This window comes from Cognatundibacterium curvum (assembly GCF_014284235.1).
In the GTDB taxonomy this organism is placed as follows: Bacteria; Pseudomonadota; Gammaproteobacteria; order Burkholderiales; family Burkholderiaceae_D; genus Undibacterium; species Undibacterium curvum.
The window spans coordinates 110,755-128,347 of sequence record NZ_JACOGD010000006.1; the positions used below are offsets into that span (position 1 = coordinate 110,755).

At 51.7% G+C, this 17,593-nt stretch carries 11 protein-coding genes; 5 read left to right on the top strand and 6 right to left on the bottom strand.

Annotated elements, in window-relative coordinates; genetic code table 11:
- Positions 1 to 114 precede the first annotated feature (114 nt).
- Both H8K43_RS12385 and H8K43_RS12390 read left to right on the top strand, forming a co-directional pair.
- Positions 115 to 2,139: a sensor domain-containing diguanylate cyclase gene (locus H8K43_RS12385; RefSeq protein WP_186904128.1), complete on the top strand. Its 2,025-nt coding sequence runs from the start codon at positions 115 to 117 to the stop codon at positions 2,137 to 2,139.
- 269 nt (positions 2,140 to 2,408) lie between these two features.
- Entirely contained in the window at positions 2,409 to 3,278 is an 870-nt protein-coding gene (locus H8K43_RS12390; RefSeq protein WP_186904129.1) for a Dyp-type peroxidase, read from the top strand.
- 33 nt (positions 3,279 to 3,311) lie between these two features.
- Here H8K43_RS12390 and H8K43_RS12395 read toward each other — a convergent pair whose 3' ends face one another.
- From H8K43_RS12395 to H8K43_RS12415, 5 genes are all read right to left on the bottom strand, one after another.
- Positions 3,312 to 6,296: a bifunctional diguanylate cyclase/phosphodiesterase gene (locus H8K43_RS12395; RefSeq protein WP_186904130.1), complete on the bottom strand. Its 2,985-nt coding sequence runs from the start codon at positions 6,294 to 6,296 to the stop codon at positions 3,312 to 3,314.
- Between the two features lie 152 nt (positions 6,297 to 6,448).
- On the bottom strand, positions 6,449 to 7,513 hold the full coding sequence (locus H8K43_RS12400; RefSeq protein WP_186904131.1) for an ABC transporter ATP-binding protein: 1,065 nt from the start codon (positions 7,511 to 7,513) through the stop codon (positions 6,449 to 6,451).
- A gap of 66 nt (positions 7,514 to 7,579) precedes the next feature.
- Positions 7,580 to 9,358 (bottom strand): ABC transporter permease, encoded by a 1,779-nt coding sequence (locus H8K43_RS12405; RefSeq protein ID WP_186904132.1) that lies wholly within the window; start codon positions 9,356 to 9,358, stop codon positions 7,580 to 7,582.
- Between the two features lie 103 nt (positions 9,359 to 9,461).
- On the bottom strand, positions 9,462 to 10,553 hold the full coding sequence (locus tag H8K43_RS12410) for an ABC transporter substrate-binding protein (protein WP_186904133.1): 1,092 nt from the start codon (positions 10,551 to 10,553) through the stop codon (positions 9,462 to 9,464).
- Positions 10,554 to 10,666: 113 nt separating this feature from the next.
- Complete coding sequence (locus H8K43_RS12415; protein WP_408058528.1) at positions 10,667 to 11,638, bottom strand: tripartite tricarboxylate transporter substrate binding protein; 972 nt, start codon at positions 11,636 to 11,638, stop codon at positions 10,667 to 10,669.
- A 421-nt stretch (positions 11,639 to 12,059) separates the two neighbouring features.
- Between H8K43_RS12415 and H8K43_RS12420 the strand changes: the two genes are divergently transcribed.
- From H8K43_RS12420 to H8K43_RS12430, 3 genes are all read left to right on the top strand, one after another.
- The gene (locus H8K43_RS12420) at positions 12,060 to 12,734 is read left to right on the top strand and encodes a response regulator (RefSeq protein WP_186904134.1); all 675 of its coding nucleotides are present in this window, start codon (positions 12,060 to 12,062) and stop codon (positions 12,732 to 12,734) included.
- Entirely contained in the window at positions 12,734 to 14,176 is a 1,443-nt protein-coding gene (locus H8K43_RS12425; protein WP_186904135.1) for a sensor histidine kinase, read from the top strand. The genes H8K43_RS12420 and H8K43_RS12425 overlap by 1 nt, the downstream gene beginning before the upstream one ends.
- Before the next feature lie 109 nt (positions 14,177 to 14,285).
- Complete coding sequence (locus tag H8K43_RS12430; RefSeq protein ID WP_186904136.1) at positions 14,286 to 15,098, top strand: substrate-binding periplasmic protein; 813 nt, start codon at positions 14,286 to 14,288, stop codon at positions 15,096 to 15,098.
- Positions 15,099 to 15,718: 620 nt separating this feature from the next.
- Here the strand turns inward: H8K43_RS12430 and H8K43_RS12435 are convergent.
- Complete coding sequence (locus tag H8K43_RS12435) at positions 15,719 to 17,242, bottom strand: B12-binding domain-containing radical SAM protein (RefSeq protein ID WP_186904137.1); 1,524 nt, start codon at positions 17,240 to 17,242, stop codon at positions 15,719 to 15,721.
- Positions 17,243 to 17,593 lie beyond the last annotated feature (351 nt).

Consider the following 17,593-nt stretch of genomic DNA (forward strand, 5'->3'; position numbering starts at 1 on the left):
TTTTTTCTTCTCCTTAAATTTGGAATTTTACTAGCAACCATCCTTCCCTTACTCAGTATCGGGATCAGTAGTTATCGACAATATCAGTTGTCTATGCAGCGGCAAGAGTTGCTGATGATTTATCTCAAAGCACTGGCGACGATGGAAGCGATTTCCGCCGAGCGTGGGCCATCCAATCTTCTGATTTCACAAGCGCCTTTTCATGCATCACCGGATCAGGTTTTACTGGAACAAAGCAGAAAAAAAACAGATACGCTGATACAGGAATTGTATGATCAGATTAACTTGTCATCGCACCCAACCAAACCACGCTTACTGGGTTATTTAGGAAAGACTCACAGACAGTTGCAAGTGGCGCGCAAGGGGATAGATTTTTTCCGCGAACCTCAGAATGGGCAACCTGAGCATATTAATGGCTTAATCGAAGAAATGTTTAATGCGATGCCACCGATACAGTCTGCGGTTTACCTGTTAGCAGAGAACCTGATACAGAGTGCGCCTGAAGCGGCGTTGTTGACGATACAAATGGCCTTGACGGCTGAGCTAAGGGATAACGCAGGCAAGCTGGGTTCTTTGCTGATGCCTGCGCTCATTACCGGTAAGGATCTGGATACTCCAAATCTGGCCCGCATTAATGAGACCCAGGGACGTATCCAGCAGATTCGTGAACAGACCAGACGTCTGACTCAACTCCTTGGTCAATATGAACAGATTACCCAGTCCACTGAACAGATGGAGCAGATATATTTTCAGGCTGGACTGAAGCAATATCACGAGTTGGTGAAGCAAATACAGTCGCACCAGGAACATGTGAACGCGAAATCTTTCACCACCGGCTATGTGCAGGCGATGCAGGCTATTGAGCAATTTAGTGATGAATTTCAAAAACTGGCAAACTCTTTAGCAAAGGACAAAGAAAAGGAAACTTTGTTATCTTTATGCTGGACCGTATTGTTCATTATCGCCTTATTCAGCGTCTCCTTATTTTTACTATTTTTCTTGCAAAGAAGGATAGTTAACCCGATTGAACAGGCCAGAACTTTGTTAGCGGAAGCGGTTTCCGGGCATCCTCAATCCAGACAAGTCGTCTACCCTTATCAGGATGAAATCGGCGAATTATTTTCAGCGATACAGATCGCTAATCGTCAGCATCAGGAACGTAATCAGTTACTTACTGAACGTAGTCAGTTAATCAGTCAGCTGCAAAAAGAAAAAGAAGTTTATCAGTCGATATTGGATAACACGCGCGATGTAATCTGGTTATTCGATCTGACAACAAAAAAATTCCTGTTTGTGAGTCCATCGATACAAACTATCCAAGGTTGGGAAGTGGAAGAGGCAATGCAGGCCAACTTTTATCAGCGCGTTGAATTCGTTGAATTTTTTGCTGCGCTGAATGTAGTGCTGGCCGAGCATATTTCAGCCGGGGTCAGGCAGGAAACCACGATACGGGTGCCAGTCATAGAAGTGGAAATGCCACATAAAAACGGTGACATGATACCGATAGAAATTTCGGGTTCCATCCTGATTGGCAAAGATGGCAGTACCCGTTTTCTCGGAATTAGCCGTGATATTTCTTCACGTAAAAAAAGTGAAAATCTGATTAAAAAGATGGCCTTCTTTGACAAGCTCACAGAATTGCCAAACAGACGCTATTTCGATGAAAAAATCGAGAGTATGTTGCTCAAAGCTGAACAGGAGCATACTTTACTGGGCCTGGTGTTTATTGATCTCGATGATTTTAAACCGGTCAACGACCGCTACGGGCACGAAGTCGGTGACGAGTTATTGAAAGCAGTTGCCGGGCGTTTGCAGGCCTGTGTGCGTCAGAACGACGTTGCAGCTCGTCTGGGAGGTGATGAGTTTGTCGTGATCATGCCGGATTTACAGGATGAACAAGCTGCGCAAATTCTGGGTGAACGTTTGCGCGAAAGTATCTACCAGGCCTTTTCTCTGAGCACAGCTGGTCAGCTGAAGATATCCTGTTCGGTCGGTATCGCACTCTATCCTAATCATGGAAAAACAGTTGCAGAGATTATCCGCCACAGCGATATCGCCATGTATGCAGCTAAGCGCGCAGGGCGTAACCGGATACATTTTTTTTCGTCAGATATTAACGCTGATATGAATCACGATTAACCTGGTCATCACTGCGTATCAACTAACCGTTATTGAGCACCAGATATCAGCCACAAAATCCCGGCATAAAAATGCGTGCCCTCCAGTCAGGGACGCGTGCGGTCACTTGCAAACTTAAACCGGACATGGACGTCAGTCCTGCCGCAATTTCCGGCTTTCTGCATTTGTCCTGCAGAAATGAGCAGAATCGCTTATGCTTTTGTGCAATCGTATTCCAGCACGGCGGGTTAGTGTGCGGATCAATTGTTTACTTTTTTTAGGGAGTCTGTATGTCTGTTCACCAAGCTGCGATTTTGGATGCTTTGCCGGCACATGCCACTTACCTGAGTTTTGATTTGCAGGAAGATACGGATGCCAGTGCGGTCAAAGCCGCGTTAAAGCAATTACAGACACTGGTTGATGGTAAGCGTATCGTAGTGGGCGTCGGTATGACGCTGGCTCAGGCACTCAGGGTAGAGATTCCGGGCCTGCTCGAGTTCACCGGTATCGCAAACAGCAAAGTCGTTCTGCCGGCCACCCCTGCTGCACTATGGTTGTGGCTGCGTGAAAGTGATCGTGGTGAACTGCTGCATCAGCAACAGCGTGTGGTACAGGCCCTCGGTCCCATTTTTCAGTTACAACAGGAAGTCAGTGCGTTTAAATATGGCAGTGGCCGCGATCTGACTGGCTATGAAGATGGTACTGAAAACCCGCAACAAGATGATGCTGTGCGCGCGGCGATTGCGCCGGACGGGGGAAGTTACGTCGCGGTCCAGCAATGGGAGCATCAGTTTGCGCGCTTTCATGCCTATACGGAGACAGAGCAGGATCAGATGATAGGCCGCCGCCGTTCCGACAATGAAGAGCTGGAGGATGCGCCAGAGTCTGCTCATGTCAAGCGAACCGCCCAGGAAGACTTTACGCCTGAAGCCTTTGTCATGCGCCGTTCTATGCCTTGGTCAGAAGGTGCGCGTGGTGGCTTGTATTTTGTCGCATTTGCGACTTCGTTTGCGCCATTTGAGGTACAACTGACACGTATGAGTGGTGCCGAAGATGGTGTGACGGATGACTTATTCCGTTTCAGCCAGCCTTTGACTACGGCTTATTTTTGGTGCCCGCCGCTGCAAGATGGCCGCCTGTCACTGGCCTGGTGTGAGTAATTGCCACGGCGCGGTACAGAAATGATATGCGGCTCAGGCCGACGCGCCTGTATATCTGTGTTCCTGCTGGCTGACCAGCATCATAAAGTCATCTAATGGCAAGGGTTTGGAAAAAAGATAGCCCTGGAAGGCATGGCAGTGATGCGCCAGCAGGAACTTGTGTTGGGCTTCGGTTTCCACCCCTTCCGCAATCACATGCAAACCCAGATTGACGCCAAGTGAAATGATGGTACGAACGATGGTGGCATCATTTTCATCTTCACTCAAATCACGTACAAAGGATTGATCTATTTTAAGCTGGTTTAAGGGCAGCCTTTGCAGATACGCGAGTGAAGAGTAACCGGTACCAAAATCGTCCATAGAAAAGCGGATACCGGATTTTCCGAGCTGCGACATTTTTTCGGTGGTAGCGTCAACGTTATCCAGGATGGTGCTTTCTGTGAGTTCGATTTTAAGATGAGCAGGATTGATCGCATGACGTCTGACCATATCCGTCACTTGCTCGACAAAGTCGCTCTGCTGGAATTGTTTAGCGCTGACATTCACAGCCAGGCTCAGATGGGCGGTAGCGGCATTCTGTTCCCATCGTTTGAGCTGGGCACAGGCTGTTTCCAGCACCCAGTTGCCGATTGCGATAATGAGGCCGGTCTCTTCCGCTAAGGGGATGAATTCGGCTGGAGAAATATAGCCACGATCGGGATGGTGCCAGCGTAGCAGGGCTTCCGCACCGATCAGCTTTCTGTCGGCATTGACCTGACATTGATAATGTAATTCAAACTGCTGCTGACTCAAAGCTATCCGTAAATTGGATTCCATCATCATGCGTACAACCAGGATGGCCTGCATCGCAGGGTCAAAGAACCTGACCGCATTACGGCCGGCTGTTTTTGCTTCATACATGGCGGTATCCGCGCGCTTGAACAAATCCTTGACGGTGGTATCACTGCCGCTGAACATGCAGACGCCTATGCTGCTTGAGCCATGGTGTTCAAAGTCCGCAATCTGATAGGGTTCGCTCAGGATCTGGCGGATTTTTTCTGCAATTTTGTCGGTCTGGCGCATGGCTTCATCACGCTGCTCACTAAGTTCTTCCAGCACCACCACAAATTCATCTCCCCCCAGACGGGCCACAGTATCACTCTCACGCACACAACTGCTGAGCCGGCGCGAAGTTTCGACCAGCAGCAAGTCTCCCGCATCGTGGCCTCGGGTGTCGTTGAGCGTCTTGAAATTATCCAGATCGATGAACAGGATGGCACTGTGGCTTTGATTGCGCTGGCTGACTGAGATCAGATGCGTCAGTCTGTCCATCAGTAGCCGGCGATTAGGAAGTTGCGTCAGAGAGTCATAGAAAGCGAGATTGCGGATTTCTGCTTCATAGCCTTTGTTGCGGCTGATATCGGTAAATGAGCCTATATAATTGGTCAGCTTGCCCTGTTCATCCAGTATCGCGGTTAAGGTGATCAACATAGGATAGACCGAGCCATCCTTGCGGATATTCCATAATTCTCCATGCCAGAAATGCAGCTCATCGAGGGTGGTCTGGATTTTTTTGAAAAAAGCCAGGTTTTGGCTTGTAGTCACATGCCGGGGTGGGAATTGACCTTGCAGGTCCGTTGTCTCAAAACCGGAGATACGGGTAAAGGCCTGATTGATTTTCAAAATCCGCCATTTCGCATCAGTAACGAAAATGCCTTCCTGAGATTCGAAAGTACAAGCTGCAATCCTGAGTTCACTTTCTGCCTGTTTGCGTTCCGTCACATCAGTAATAAAGCAATGCCAGAGTATGCTGCCGGTGTCATCTTCTTTTTCCGGCAAGCTATCGATATACAGCCAGCGCACGCTGCCATCGCGCCGGTAGTATCGGAATTCATCTTGCCAAGGTGCCATCTGTTGCATGGCATTTTGGAATTTATGTATTCCTTGCGCTCGGTCAAACGGATCTACCCGCTGAAAAATCTGTGCAGCATCTGATCTCACTTCATCGTGTTCCAGCTCCAGCAGTGAGCTGATTGCTGCGCTGGCAAAGGGAATGCTGGTACTGTTATCGGGATGTATGCGATATTGCAGTATCAGTCCTGGCAGACGCGACGCAATTTTATGCATGCGTTCATAGGCTTCGGCCACATCTTTGCCAGCCCGCGCGTGTTCCGCCTGTAATGCAGTGGTGGTGAGTGTAATCAGTGACAGAATGCAGATATAGCCCCAGAGCGTGAACAGACTGCCAGCACCGTCATGGCCGAAGGGGGCAAGATTCTGTGAAGCTGACCAGGCCGCAAACAGGGCTGCAATCAGGTTCGCCATGGCGGCAACGCAGATATTGAGCCTCAACGCTGGCCATATCATCAGAAATGCGGTCACGAATTTCAAAGGGAGCCGGTTATATTCGGATAAAAATATGAACCAGTTGGTGGTACAGAACAGCACAAAAAACAGGCTCACTTCTTTCCATTGTTCACCCAGTTGCTGAAAATTCCGCCGTGACAAATTCCACAATAAGGGCGCTATCAGTAAAGTTCCAGCCAGGTCGCCAGCCCACCAGGTCAGCCAGGAAATCAGCGGCGGTGCCTGATCGAGGCTGATATTGAGCCATAGCATGCCTAGTGTGGAAGACAGGCCATTGCCAGCCAGGATAGCGACGGTGAAACCCGCCACATCACGACGGCGTGAAAAGTGCGGATCAAAGTTTTGCTGACTCAGCATCCAGCAGCATAAGCCGGGGCCCACAGTACTGCAGGTGCTCAGGATGACGGAAGTGGAAAAAGCTTGTCCGAACTGCAGATTGAGTAACATTGCACCCAGGAAACAGGCGGAAATCATGGGTCTGCCAAAACGCTGTATTGAAAAAACGGCGATACCGCTTGGCAGCCAGATCAGACTGAGGGCCAGTGTTTGATTGGGTATGGTCAGGGCCAATTGGCCTGACAAAAAATACAAGCCTATCATCATCGCGCTCAGTAGCCACTGTGCACGCGATGTACCTGAAAAAATGCCACGCAAATTCAATGCAGAAGACATAAATGTGAGGACTGTTTGAGCCTGATCATTATGCGTCAAACCCTGCAGCGTCTTCCCAAATTTTACTGTTTATTGCAAAAATATAAGGCATTATGTGTGTTTTTTTGTCACGTCGGGTGACACTGCCATCCGACGTGACACTGAGGCCGGCCTTAATAGACCCAGAGCTTGTCTGCCGGCAATTGCAACCAGTATTTACCCGGTTCCAGCTTAGTCGATGAGAAAGCGCGGATTCCGTGTTCTGCATGACCGAACAGGCATTCCCATTTATCCCCCAGATACATGCAGGTGCTGAGTTCATGCTCTATGCTATTGTCGCAAGCTGTGGTGCTGATTTTGACTTTTTCCAGACGGATAATGGCCGTCGCATCTGCTGCGACCTGTTTACCGCGCAGTGTCGCCTTGAGTGTGTGGCCATTGGCTTGTACCGTCGCGTAGTCGCCATGCCGCTCGATGACTTTGACCGCCAATTTATTATTGCTGCCCATGAATTCTGCGGTGAACAAGGTATCCGGTGTTTCATACATGCTTTGCGGCGTGCCTTGTTGTTCAATTACGCCGTTATTCAACAGCAGGATGCGGTCAGAGATTGCCATCGCTTCGCCCTGATCATGGGTCACCATCAGCGCCGACAAACGCAAGCGTACGATCAGTTCGCGCAGGAAGGCACGTGCTTCTTCACGCAGTTTGGCGTCCAGGTTCGACAGGGGTTCATCCAGCAAGATAACCGGTGGGTTGTACACCAGCGCACGCGCTATTGCCACGCGTTGCTGCTGACCGCCGGATAACTGATGAGGAAAGCGTTCGCCCAGATGTCCCAGACCGAGCTGACCCAATACCTCTTTGACTTTGACCGCGATGTCGCTGCTATTCATTTTGCGCAGCTTGAGACCATAGGCGACATTTTCCGATACCGTTTTATGCGGCCACAAGGCATAAGACTGAAACACCAGACCCAGATTCCTTTGTTCCGCCGGGACTTCCAGCCCCTGTGCACCATCGAATATCGCGCGCTCACCCAGATGGATAGTGCCGGTTTTCGGCGATTCCAGACCCGCCACAGCGCGCAGTAATGTGGTCTTACCTGAGCCGGAAGGCCCCAGCAAGGCAACCACTTCACCGCGTTGCAAGTCCATAGAAACCCCCTTCAGGATGGGGTTGGCTGTGGCACCGGAACCGTATTCCAGCGTGAGATTTTTTACACTTAAGTCAGACATGATAGTTTTCCAATTAATGTTCAATACGGGCTATAGCAGCAAGCTCAGGATGGTTATTGGCGTGCATCAGTGATTCAGCTTCACACCGAAACGCAGTGCCAGACCCAGGCCAATGGCAACCAGCGTGATATTGATAAAGGACAGCGCAGCGACCAGATCAACCGAGCCACCCGCCCACAGGGAAACAATTAAGGCACCAATGACTTCCGTACCCGGCGACAGCAGATACACACCGGTGGAATATTCACGTTCAAAAATCAGGAAGATCATCAGCCAGGCACCGAGCAGACCGTATTTCACTAAGGGTAAAGTGACATCGCGCGTGACTTGTCCGCGTTGGGCACCGACGGCGCGCGCTGCTTCTTCCAGCTCAGGTCCAACCTGCAGTAAGGCACTGGAAATCAGACGCAGGCCATAGGCCATCCAGACGATGGTATACGCCAGCCAGACTGAGAATATGGTCGAGCGCAGCGCCCGCAATTGCGGAATCAGATTGTCGATCAGCCAGCTTGCCAGCGCATTATCCATGCCCTTCAGCCCACCTTCCAGCCAGCTTGGAACGAACAGGAATACCCACAGAAAGGCCAGACCGGCCAGTAAGCCCGGTACCGCACGCGGCACCAGCACACTGTAATCCAGCAGACGGGTGATGCTGTCCGGTTTGCGATGCATGGCCAGTGCCACACCGGCATAACAAATCACCGCCAGCGCACCACCGATAATCCCGATCAGTACGGTATTGAGGATGCCGCGCATCAGTGAGGGTTGTTCCAGAATGTCACGGAAATGCTGCAGCGTGAGTACATCTGCCAGTGCCACGCCCTCACCCCAGTACGACACAAACGCACGCAGTACGATGCCAGACAAAGGAATGATGACGGTGAAAATCAGCCAGGCTGCCAGCAAGCCAAACGCCAGCCATTTCCATGGTCCCAGCGGCAGCGGCTTCTGACGCGAACCCTTACCTTTGATCGACACATATTTATTGGCCGACTTCAGTAACCAGCGCTGCAGCATGACCAGCGGCATCGTGACTGCCACCAGACAAACTGCCACCGCAGCCATCAAATGGTAGGAAGGTGTACCGAGTTTATTGGTCAGCTTATACAGGTAAGTGGCCAGCACCAGATGGCCCTCAGGATCACCTAACACCAGCACCAGGCCGAATACTTCAAAGCCTAAGAAAAACACCAGCACTGCAGCAAAGGACAAGGCTGGCATGATCATAGGCAGTGACACATCCAGCGCGACCCGGAACGGTGAGGCGCCAGTGACACGCGCCGCCTCTTCCACATCGGAACCCAGGCTTTTCAGCGCTGACGAAGAGTACAGATAGACGTGCGGTACATGGGTCAGACCAGCAATCAGCACGATGCTGAAAAAGGAATAGATATTCCAGGGTTCAACGCCAGTCAGCTGGCGCAGCCAGACGGTATAAAAGCCGACCGGGCCCATCGCCACCACATAGCCAAAGGCCATCACCATCGGTGACACAAAAATAGGAATCAGCAGCAGCGGTTCTATCCACTGGCGGCCAGGCAGATCGGTGCGCGTCATCAGGAAGGCCAGCATGCCACCCAGTGGTACCGCGATGACCGCCAGTCCGGTCGCCAGGATCAGGCCATTGATGAAGGCTTGTTTAAAATCCGGATCATCCAGAATAAAGCGATAGGAATCCAGACCCAGTTCTTTGACCGGCGCAAAAAACGGTGCATTCAGAAAGCTCTGGAAAAAGATCAGGGAAAGTGGTGTGAAAATCGCCAGGATGGTCAGTGTCACCACCAGACCACGTGGCCAGTTAAAACGCGACCACCAGCGCGGCGCAGGAAGGCTCAGGGTGCTCATAATTCGCCCAAAAAAGTCAGTCAGGAAGGCAGCAGAAATATGCTGATATCAGCGGGTAAGTTGGGCGCGCCAGCGCAGTATAGCCAACGCGCCACTTACCGGCTTATTTTTTACCGGCAGTTTCTTTCCACTGTTTGAGGAAGGCCAGGCGTTTGGCCTGATCCAGATATTGCAGCAGCATAGGATTGACCGGCAGCGGTTTTAAACCCGGACCGATCAGCTTGGCCAGTTCGGAAGACGTGGTTTCGCCTTTCACGTCGGCGCGGATCGCATACAGTTTGGCTTCGTTGGCGATCATGGTCTGACCGCGTTTGGACAGTGTGTAATCCAGCCACAGCTTGGCCGAATTCGGATGCTTGGCCGCTTTGCTGATGAACATCACACGTGACAAGACCAGCGTGTAATCCTTAGGAATCTGTACGCCGATAGACGGATCTTTAGCAGCGCGTACCAGCGCATAGGAACCCAGAATGTTATAGCCGAGCAGATTCTCACCCGAGGAGATTCTTTCCAGCATGGTGCCAGTTGAAGACTGCACACGTACACTCACATTCCCGAAGGCTTTGGCCAGGTCCCAGAATGCCTGATTTTCGCGGCTGTCCTGGGTGATAAACATAAAACCGACGCCGGATTTTTCGATGTCATAGGTCGTGACTTTGTTTTTGAATTTGTCGGCTTTGGTGGTCAGCAGCTTGGCAAATTCGGCATGGGTTTTCGGTACTTCATCGGCACTGACCAGACGCTTGTTATAGACAAAAACAGCAGGTTCAAAGGTGGTGCCGTAAGCCGCATTATTCCAGATCGCCCATTGTGGGATATTGCTCAGCTCAGGGGATGCATATTGCATGCCGTAGCCATCGGATACCAGCTTAGTCTGCAGGTCCATCGCAGATGACCACATCAGATCAGCACTGTTACCACCGGCCGCCATTTCAGAAATATAGCGGTTATAGACTTCGGTGGAATTCATATCGTTGTATTCGACCTGCACATCCGGATACATGCTGCGGAAGTCCTTGATCATAGGCTCAACCGCCTTGGTGTCGGTAGCACTATAGATGACCAGCTTGCCTTCTTTTTTAGCAGCATCAACAATCTTGCTGTAGTCCGCCGGATAGCCTGCAGGCGCCTGTGCCATGGCTGTGCTGAATGCCAGAGCGGCGACGGTGCCCAGTACCAGTGATGTGGATTTCATGTGCTTATCTCCTGTATGTTTTATTGGTATAACGTTTGCTGCCGATGTAATCTGTACTACCTGTACTGCCATTTTTGTTGTGCTGGTTTCCTGCGTTCTGTTTGCTATTGGATTTAACGTATCATGCCGAATTCATGCGCCTGTGAGCGGTAACGGATTACTGCCTGTTCTATGTAATCGCTGAGCTGTTTTCCTGTCATGGAAAAGGGATAGAGACCAGCGGCTTTACGTTGTTCAGCAAAACCGTTACTGCTCATGAGCCGTTCAAAGGTCTGTACCCATTGCTGATATTCGCGATCACTGGTTTGTGGCCCCATGTAGACACCACGGATAATCGGCCAGGTGACGTCGAAGCCCTGCTCTCTGGCGGTAGGGATGTTTTCCAGCACACCGGGCAGACGTGCGTCGGACAACACGGCCAGTACGCGGATATCGCCATCTTTGGCATGCAGCGCGGCTTCCGACACATCGCCGGAAACGACTTGCACATGATTCGCCATCAATGCGGTAAAGGACTCACCCCCACCTTCAAAGGCCACCAGTTTCAGGGCTTTCGGATCAATGCCAGCCAGCCGCCCTATCTGCGCCATTTTCAGCCAGTCCTGGCTGCCTACCGTGCCGCCTGCTGCAATCGCAAAATTGGCTGGGCGCTTGCGCATGGCTTCCATCAGCTCACGCAGGGTTTTGTAGGGGGAGTCGCGGCGTACCGCGATCATGCCGTAATCTGTACCAATCGCAGCTACCCAGCGCACTTGTGAGGTATCGGCCTTACCGAATTTACCTTCCGCGATATTCAGCAGTGAGCCACCGGAAAACGCGACCAGTGTATTGCTGGTGGTCAGACGCTGACTGAGTACCGAGGTCCAGGCCACCGCGCCGACACCGCCCGGCAGATAGCTGAGCTGTACCTTGCCTGGTGTGAGCGATTTTTGTATCAGTTTACAGGTCAGGTCCATGCCACCGCCAGGCTTGGCCGGTACCACGCAGCGGCTGTCGGCCTCAGGTATATTGGTCGCGGCCATGCCTGTTCCCGCCATCCATAGCGGGCTGCATAACAACAGGGCGAGGCGCAGCGGCAATTTCATCGTTTATCCTTATTTCAGCCAGACACGGCGGCTGATGGCACAAATCATAGCGGCGGATTACTTTCAGTCCGCTTTCAGCATAGTGGATGTCACGCGCTTTTGATACATGCGCTGCAGTATGCATCAGAGTATGCGCAGGTTTACTCTGCGCTGGCTTTCAATTCGCTTACAGCCCGCAATATCCCGGTCTTAGGTATAGCTGCTGTTTCATTCCTGCAAAAAATCCGTCTCAGTACCAAGCGATAGTCGATTTTGTACGCGTTTTATGCGATTCTTCGCGCAAGGTGGTGCCTGAATCTGGCCTGCCTGAGGATTGGAGCCGGGAGACAGGCTCTGCAGATCATTACAGGATCGCTCACAAGCCATCTGTCTGGTGCTGGCGGCAGAGCGGGCTTTATGCGGTCCTGCAGATAAAAATATTATGCGTATTCTGTTAGTTGAAGATCATCAGGAATTGTCGCACTGGCTGGCCAAGGCCTTGCGTGATGCGCGTCTGACGGTAGAGGTGGCTCATGACGGCGCCGATGCCGATGCCTTGTTGCATACCCAGGAATATGCGCTGGTGATACTGGATTTAAGTTTACCCAGAATGGATGGGCTGGATGTGCTTAAGCGCATGCGCGCGCGCGGCAGCAAGACACCGGTGCTGATCCTGACCGCACGCGGTGGCTTGCAGGACAGAGTGCAGGGGCTGAATCTGGGGGCGGATGATTATCTGCCCAAACCTTTTGAGCTGGCTGAACTGGAGGCGCGCGTAAAAGCCTTATTGCGCCGCGCACAGGGTAACGAGGCGGTGGTGCTGCAATGTGGTGAACTGAGTTTCGACACGGTGATCCGTCAGTTCTTTTATGCGCAGGCACCGATGTCGCTGACGCCGCGTGAATACGCGGTGCTGGAAGTGCTGATGACGCGGCCCGGACAGGCTGTGCCCAAGGATAAACTGTTTGATCAGGTGTTCGCGCTGGACGACGATGCGAATCTGGATGCGATAGAAATTTACATACACCGTCTGCGCAAGAAGCTCGATAACGTCAGTCAGGGCAAAGTCGGCATCGTTACGCTGCGCGGTATAGGCTACTTACTGGAATCGCGCTGATGCAGAACCAGGACCAGCTCGGCAGTCTGCGTGGTCAGTTCCTGCGCTGGTTACTGATACCGCTGGTCATCCTGGTGGCACTGAACGCGTTCTCGGTTTATAACAATGCGCTTGATGCGGCTGATCTGGCCTATGACCGCTCGCTGCTGTCGTCAGCGCGTGCACTGGGTGAGCGTATCGCGATTGTGGACGGTAAGGTGACGGTCGACGTGCCCTATGTGGCTTTAGACAGTTTCGAGACCGACACGCTGGGACGCCTGTATTACCGGGTATCCGGCATCCATGGAGAATACATCTCCGGTTATGAAGATTTACCGGGCTTACCCAAAAACGTTGCGCGCTCCGATATTTATCCGGCGCTGGTCCATTTTTTCCATGCCCAATATCAGGGCCAGCCTATACGCATCGCGGCCTTGCATCAGCCTGTGTATGACGACAGGATGCGTGGCATCGCGCTGGTGGAAGTGGCTGAAACGCTGGATGCCAGACGTGGCATGTCGCGCAAGATTCTGCTCGATACCTTGCTGCGCCAGGCGTTGCTGGTGATTGCGGTGGCGCTCTTGGTCTGGCTGGCGCTGCGTTTTGTTTTGCATCCCTTGCTGCAGCTCAGCTACCACTTGGCGGAACGGGAGCCGACCGATTTGTCGGATTTCAGTCCGCTGATCGTGCACAAGGAGATACGGCCGCTGGTGCTGGCCATGAATGGCTATATGGCGCGGCTGGATCAGCTGATTTCGGGGCAGAAGCGCTTTATCGCCGATGCCTCCCATCAGTTACGCACACCGCTGACCGTATTGAAAACCCAGGCCGAACTGGCTTTGCGTGAAGATGATCCGGTTGCCATGCGCCAGATCGTGCAAAGCATCGCCCAGACTACCGATACCACAGTGTATCTGGCCAACCGTCTGTTGACGCTGGCACGTACCGGGCATGGGGTCGCCGAAATGGAAATGACAGAACTGAGTCTGACGCAACTGGCGCGCGAGGTATGTCTGGAACTGGCCTTGAGTGCGGTGCGCAAGCAAATCGATCTGGCACTGGAAGCCGATACTGAAGTCAGATTGCGCGGTCACGCCTTGCTGCTGCATGAGATGCTGACCAATCTGATCGACAATGCGATTACCTATACCCCGGCTGGCGGGCAGATTGTGGTCCGTGTGCTGCCCAGAGACAGTAGTGTGCTGCTGGAAGTGCAGGATAATGGTCCCGGCTTGTCCGATGCGGATAAAGAAAAAGTATTTCAGCCGTTTTATCGTGCCCTCAGCAGCAGTGCCGCGCACCCGGGCGGTACCGGTCTGGGCATGAGTATCGTCAGTGATGTCGTGCAGCTGCATCAGGGCAGGATTACGCTGGAAGATGCGCAGCAGCGCGCAGACAGCACAAACCCAACACCGGGTGGAACAGGTTTGCTGGTGCGGGTGCAATTGTCTTGCCTGGTATAAGCTAGCGGCGCATACTCGGCGAAGTATCCACCGGATGATTGCAGCAAGTATGGCGGGTAGTTAATCGGCACTTAACCAGTCTATTGGAAATATTTTTCTTAGTACATTGATGAGCGATTATTCCCTGCTTCCAGAAGACCAGTTACGGCGCCAGCTGTTACGCTGCGGTCTGGCCGTGGCTGGAAGTCTGGCCGCCGCGCCGCTGATGGCACAAACCCGTCTCACCTTGTATATCCGTGAGAACCGCAACGAAGCGGGCCAGATGCTGCCTTTACGCGAAGAGATACGGCGTTTGCTCGACCTGTTTGAACAGCGGCTGGCACTGCAGTTCGACATTGAGCGTTATCCGTATACACGGCTTTACGAAAAGACCCGCAATCACGAAGGCATCGCCTTTGGTGTCAGCGCCGGGCGCAGTCATCCAAATCTGATTCTGTCCGAGCCTTTTCTGAGTAACCAGGTCTGGCTGGTGGTGCGTAGCGATGCGGTATTTCCTTTTCGTGGCATAGAAGATTTACGCGGCAAAACCGTCGGCGTGGTGCGTGGTTCCGGCTATGGCGATGAGTTCGAAGCACAGCGTAACAAGCTGTTCAAAGTGGAAGAAGATGTGAGTTCACATACGGCGCGTTTGCGTAAGCTGATCAACCATCGTATGGATGTGATGTTGTTCGGCGACTTTCACACGCGCGCCGAGGAAGTCAGTCAGTTTTTACATCAGATGATCGCCGCCGAAAAATCCTCAGGCTTATCGCCAGGCGAGGATTTCGTGGTACTGGACAAGCCCTTGCTGATCGACGAATTATGCTTTGCGGCCAGTCCCAAATATGAAGACTGGATACACCGCATCAATACCGTGATCCAGACTACACGCCGCAATGGCGAACTGAACCGCGCTATTTTCCCGCCCCGTAAAGCAAATTGAATCACTGATTATCATTGGCAAACAAGTTCATTCGTTGAATGCGTAATACTGGGCTACTCACATAAATCTTTTACTTCTATCGAAAATGATTGATGGAGACTCATCACTAGTTGGTGAAAATCAGGACTAGAACCTGGGACGCTAATTATTAAACCCCAATTCATCCATAAGACCAAACAGGTGTCTTCCAGCCCACGTGGTAAATCCCAGTCGTCATCGCTAACTAGTACGAAACGCTTTACTTGTCGTAAGTCGATAGTCGAAATATGTGCCGTATTTTCTATTTCTAAGTAGAAAGAATGAAGACTTAATATCCATGGGATGGATGGCGTACTTCGCATCCCATTAAATGCATGAGAAAGAAAATAGCCGCTCAAAATAAGTGGCAGCCCCGCGCTACCTAACACCGTATATATCAGGAAATTCCAATTATGGTAAAGGTAGGATGCGAACAGGATAGCCAGTGTAACTAATAACAGAATCAAGAATGGCGACCATATGTGGAGCGTCTGAAACAGAGCAAACCGTGTTGATGAAATTCTTTTTTTCATAGCGACTCTACAAAAAAATTTTTCATGGCAATAAAAAATATGGGGATACGCTGATCCCCATATTTTTCTTTAAGCCACCATGTGCTGTCGCTGTCTTTGCGGCGTCGCTTTGCCTTTTTCCTGATTGGCTTGCTGGCCTTTATGGCTGCTGCCTTGCTGATGCTGGGCGCTGCCGGCGTAGTCGCTGGCCAGCAAGGTTTTGCAGTCGGCCGCTGACATGCCTTGCAACTGCAGCCATTGACCAACTAAGGCGGCCAGGCGGTCGAGTGCGATTCTGTGGGTGGCATCGGTATTGGCAAATATCCAGTCCGAAAACGCCATGAAGCGCGCAAACGGGTCGTCCGCCAGCATTACCGGCAGCGTGTTGGCAAAGCGTCCGGAATTGGCCACCATATCCCAATAACGCGCAAAGCGCACCAGTCGCTGCATATCGGTAAAAGGCACATCCTGGTTCGCCAGGATGGTGTAAGGTGGTTGCGGATCAAAGCGCAGCTGGTAGGCCTCGGTGTGGCGGATGATAGGTGTGCCGCGCAGGCGTTTCAGAATGCCAAATTGTATTTCATGCGGTTTAAGCGACACCAGATGATTAAAGCCCTGCGCAAAACTGTCCATGGTTTCACCGGGCAGACCGGCAATCAGATCGACGTGCAAATGTGCATGCGACTGGGTGGTCAGCCAGCGTATATTGTCGGCAGCTTTGTCATTGTTTTGTTTACGGCTGATCAGAGCTTGCACCGTCGGGTTAAAGCTTTGGATACCGATTTCAAATTGCAGTGTACCGTCCGGGAATTTCTGTATGCCTTCTTTGAGTGCATCCGGCAAATGGTCAGGCACCACTTCGAAGTGAGCAAACACAGGATCATGCGGCGCCGCTTCCAGTTTATCGAGGAAGAACTGCATGATTTTCAGGCTGGTTTTGATATTCAGATTGAAGGTGCGGTCAACGAATTTGAATAAGCGCGCACCGCGCTGATACAGACTTTCCATTTCCGCCAGAAATGCATCGATATCAAATGGCCAGGCGGTTTTGTCGAGCGCCGACAGACAGAATTCGCATTTGAACGGGCAGCCGCGCGATGCCTCAACGTACAGGGTACGGTGACGGATATCCTGATCGGTGTATAACTGATAGGGCAGCTTGATTTCATTCATCGGTGGCTGTTTGCCAGCATGCACTTTCATCAGCGGTTGTGGACCATTGAGGATTTGTGCACACAATTCCGGAAAACTGATATCGCCCCAGCCGGTGATCACATAGTCGGCCAGCCGTATGATTTCCTGGTCGCCGGTTTCATGCGAAACCTCGGGCCCACCTAACACAATCACGACTTCCGGTGCGACCCGTTTTAACACCGCGACGATTTGGGTGATTTCCACCACGTTCCAGATATACACGCCAAAACCGACGATCAGCTTTTCGCCTTCCTGGCGATAGCCCAGGATTTTTTCCACCACATCGGTACTGCGCGCACCGATTACAAATTCATGCAGCTGGGTTTGCGCCTGCAACTCTCCCATATTGGCAAGCAGGTAACGCAATCCTAATGAAGCATGGGCGTAACGGGCATTGAGCGTTGTGAGCAGAATAGTCATGGAAAGAACAAAGAAGCAGGAAATAAGGCGCTATTGTACGCGTTGCGTGCCCGGCTCAGGAAAATGCAGGCAGAAAAGCGCAGCTGTATCGGTTCAGCATAGCAAGGCAAACTAAGAAAAAAGGGAATGCCGGATCGGTATGTCACTGCCGCATCGGAAACGTGAGCGTATGCGGCAGGATCAGTCTGGTACAGCGGCAGTTATCCGGCGTGGACTGCCTGGTGGGCGAATAGCCCGTAGTGTGAGGCGATAAAACAATATAGCTAAAATGCATCAGCCAGCGCGAACAGCAGGCGGCAAGCTGAATAATAAAGCGGGTATTACGGTTTACATCAATATATTGCGCTGCAA

Bases quoted from the DNA above. Each gene is read 5' to 3' on its own strand.
- H8K43_RS12385 (WP_186904128.1), top strand. From the start codon at position 115: ATGATTTATCTCAAAGCACTGGCGACGATGGAAGCGATTTCCGCCGAG.
- H8K43_RS12390 (WP_186904129.1), top strand. From the start codon at position 2,409: ATGTCTGTTCACCAAGCTGCGATTTTGGATGCTTTGCCGGCACATGCC.
- H8K43_RS12395 (WP_186904130.1), bottom strand. From the start codon at position 6,296: ATGTCTTCTGCATTGAATTTGCGTGGCATTTTTTCAGGTACATCGCGT.
- H8K43_RS12400 (WP_186904131.1), bottom strand. From the start codon at position 7,513: ATGTCTGACTTAAGTGTAAAAAATCTCACGCTGGAATACGGTTCCGGT.
- H8K43_RS12405 (WP_186904132.1), bottom strand. From the start codon at position 9,358: ATGAGCACCCTGAGCCTTCCTGCGCCGCGCTGGTGGTCGCGTTTTAAC.
- H8K43_RS12410 (WP_186904133.1), bottom strand. From the start codon at position 10,553: ATGAAATCCACATCACTGGTACTGGGCACCGTCGCCGCTCTGGCATTC.
- H8K43_RS12415 (WP_408058528.1), bottom strand. From the start codon at position 11,638: ATGAAATTGCCGCTGCGCCTCGCCCTGTTGTTATGCAGCCCGCTATGG.
- H8K43_RS12420 (WP_186904134.1), top strand. From the start codon at position 12,060: ATGCGTATTCTGTTAGTTGAAGATCATCAGGAATTGTCGCACTGGCTG.
- H8K43_RS12425 (WP_186904135.1), top strand. From the start codon at position 12,734: ATGCAGAACCAGGACCAGCTCGGCAGTCTGCGTGGTCAGTTCCTGCGC.
- H8K43_RS12430 (WP_186904136.1), top strand. From the start codon at position 14,286: ATGAGCGATTATTCCCTGCTTCCAGAAGACCAGTTACGGCGCCAGCTG.
- H8K43_RS12435 (WP_186904137.1), bottom strand. From the start codon at position 17,242: ATGACTATTCTGCTCACAACGCTCAATGCCCGTTACGCCCATGCTTCA.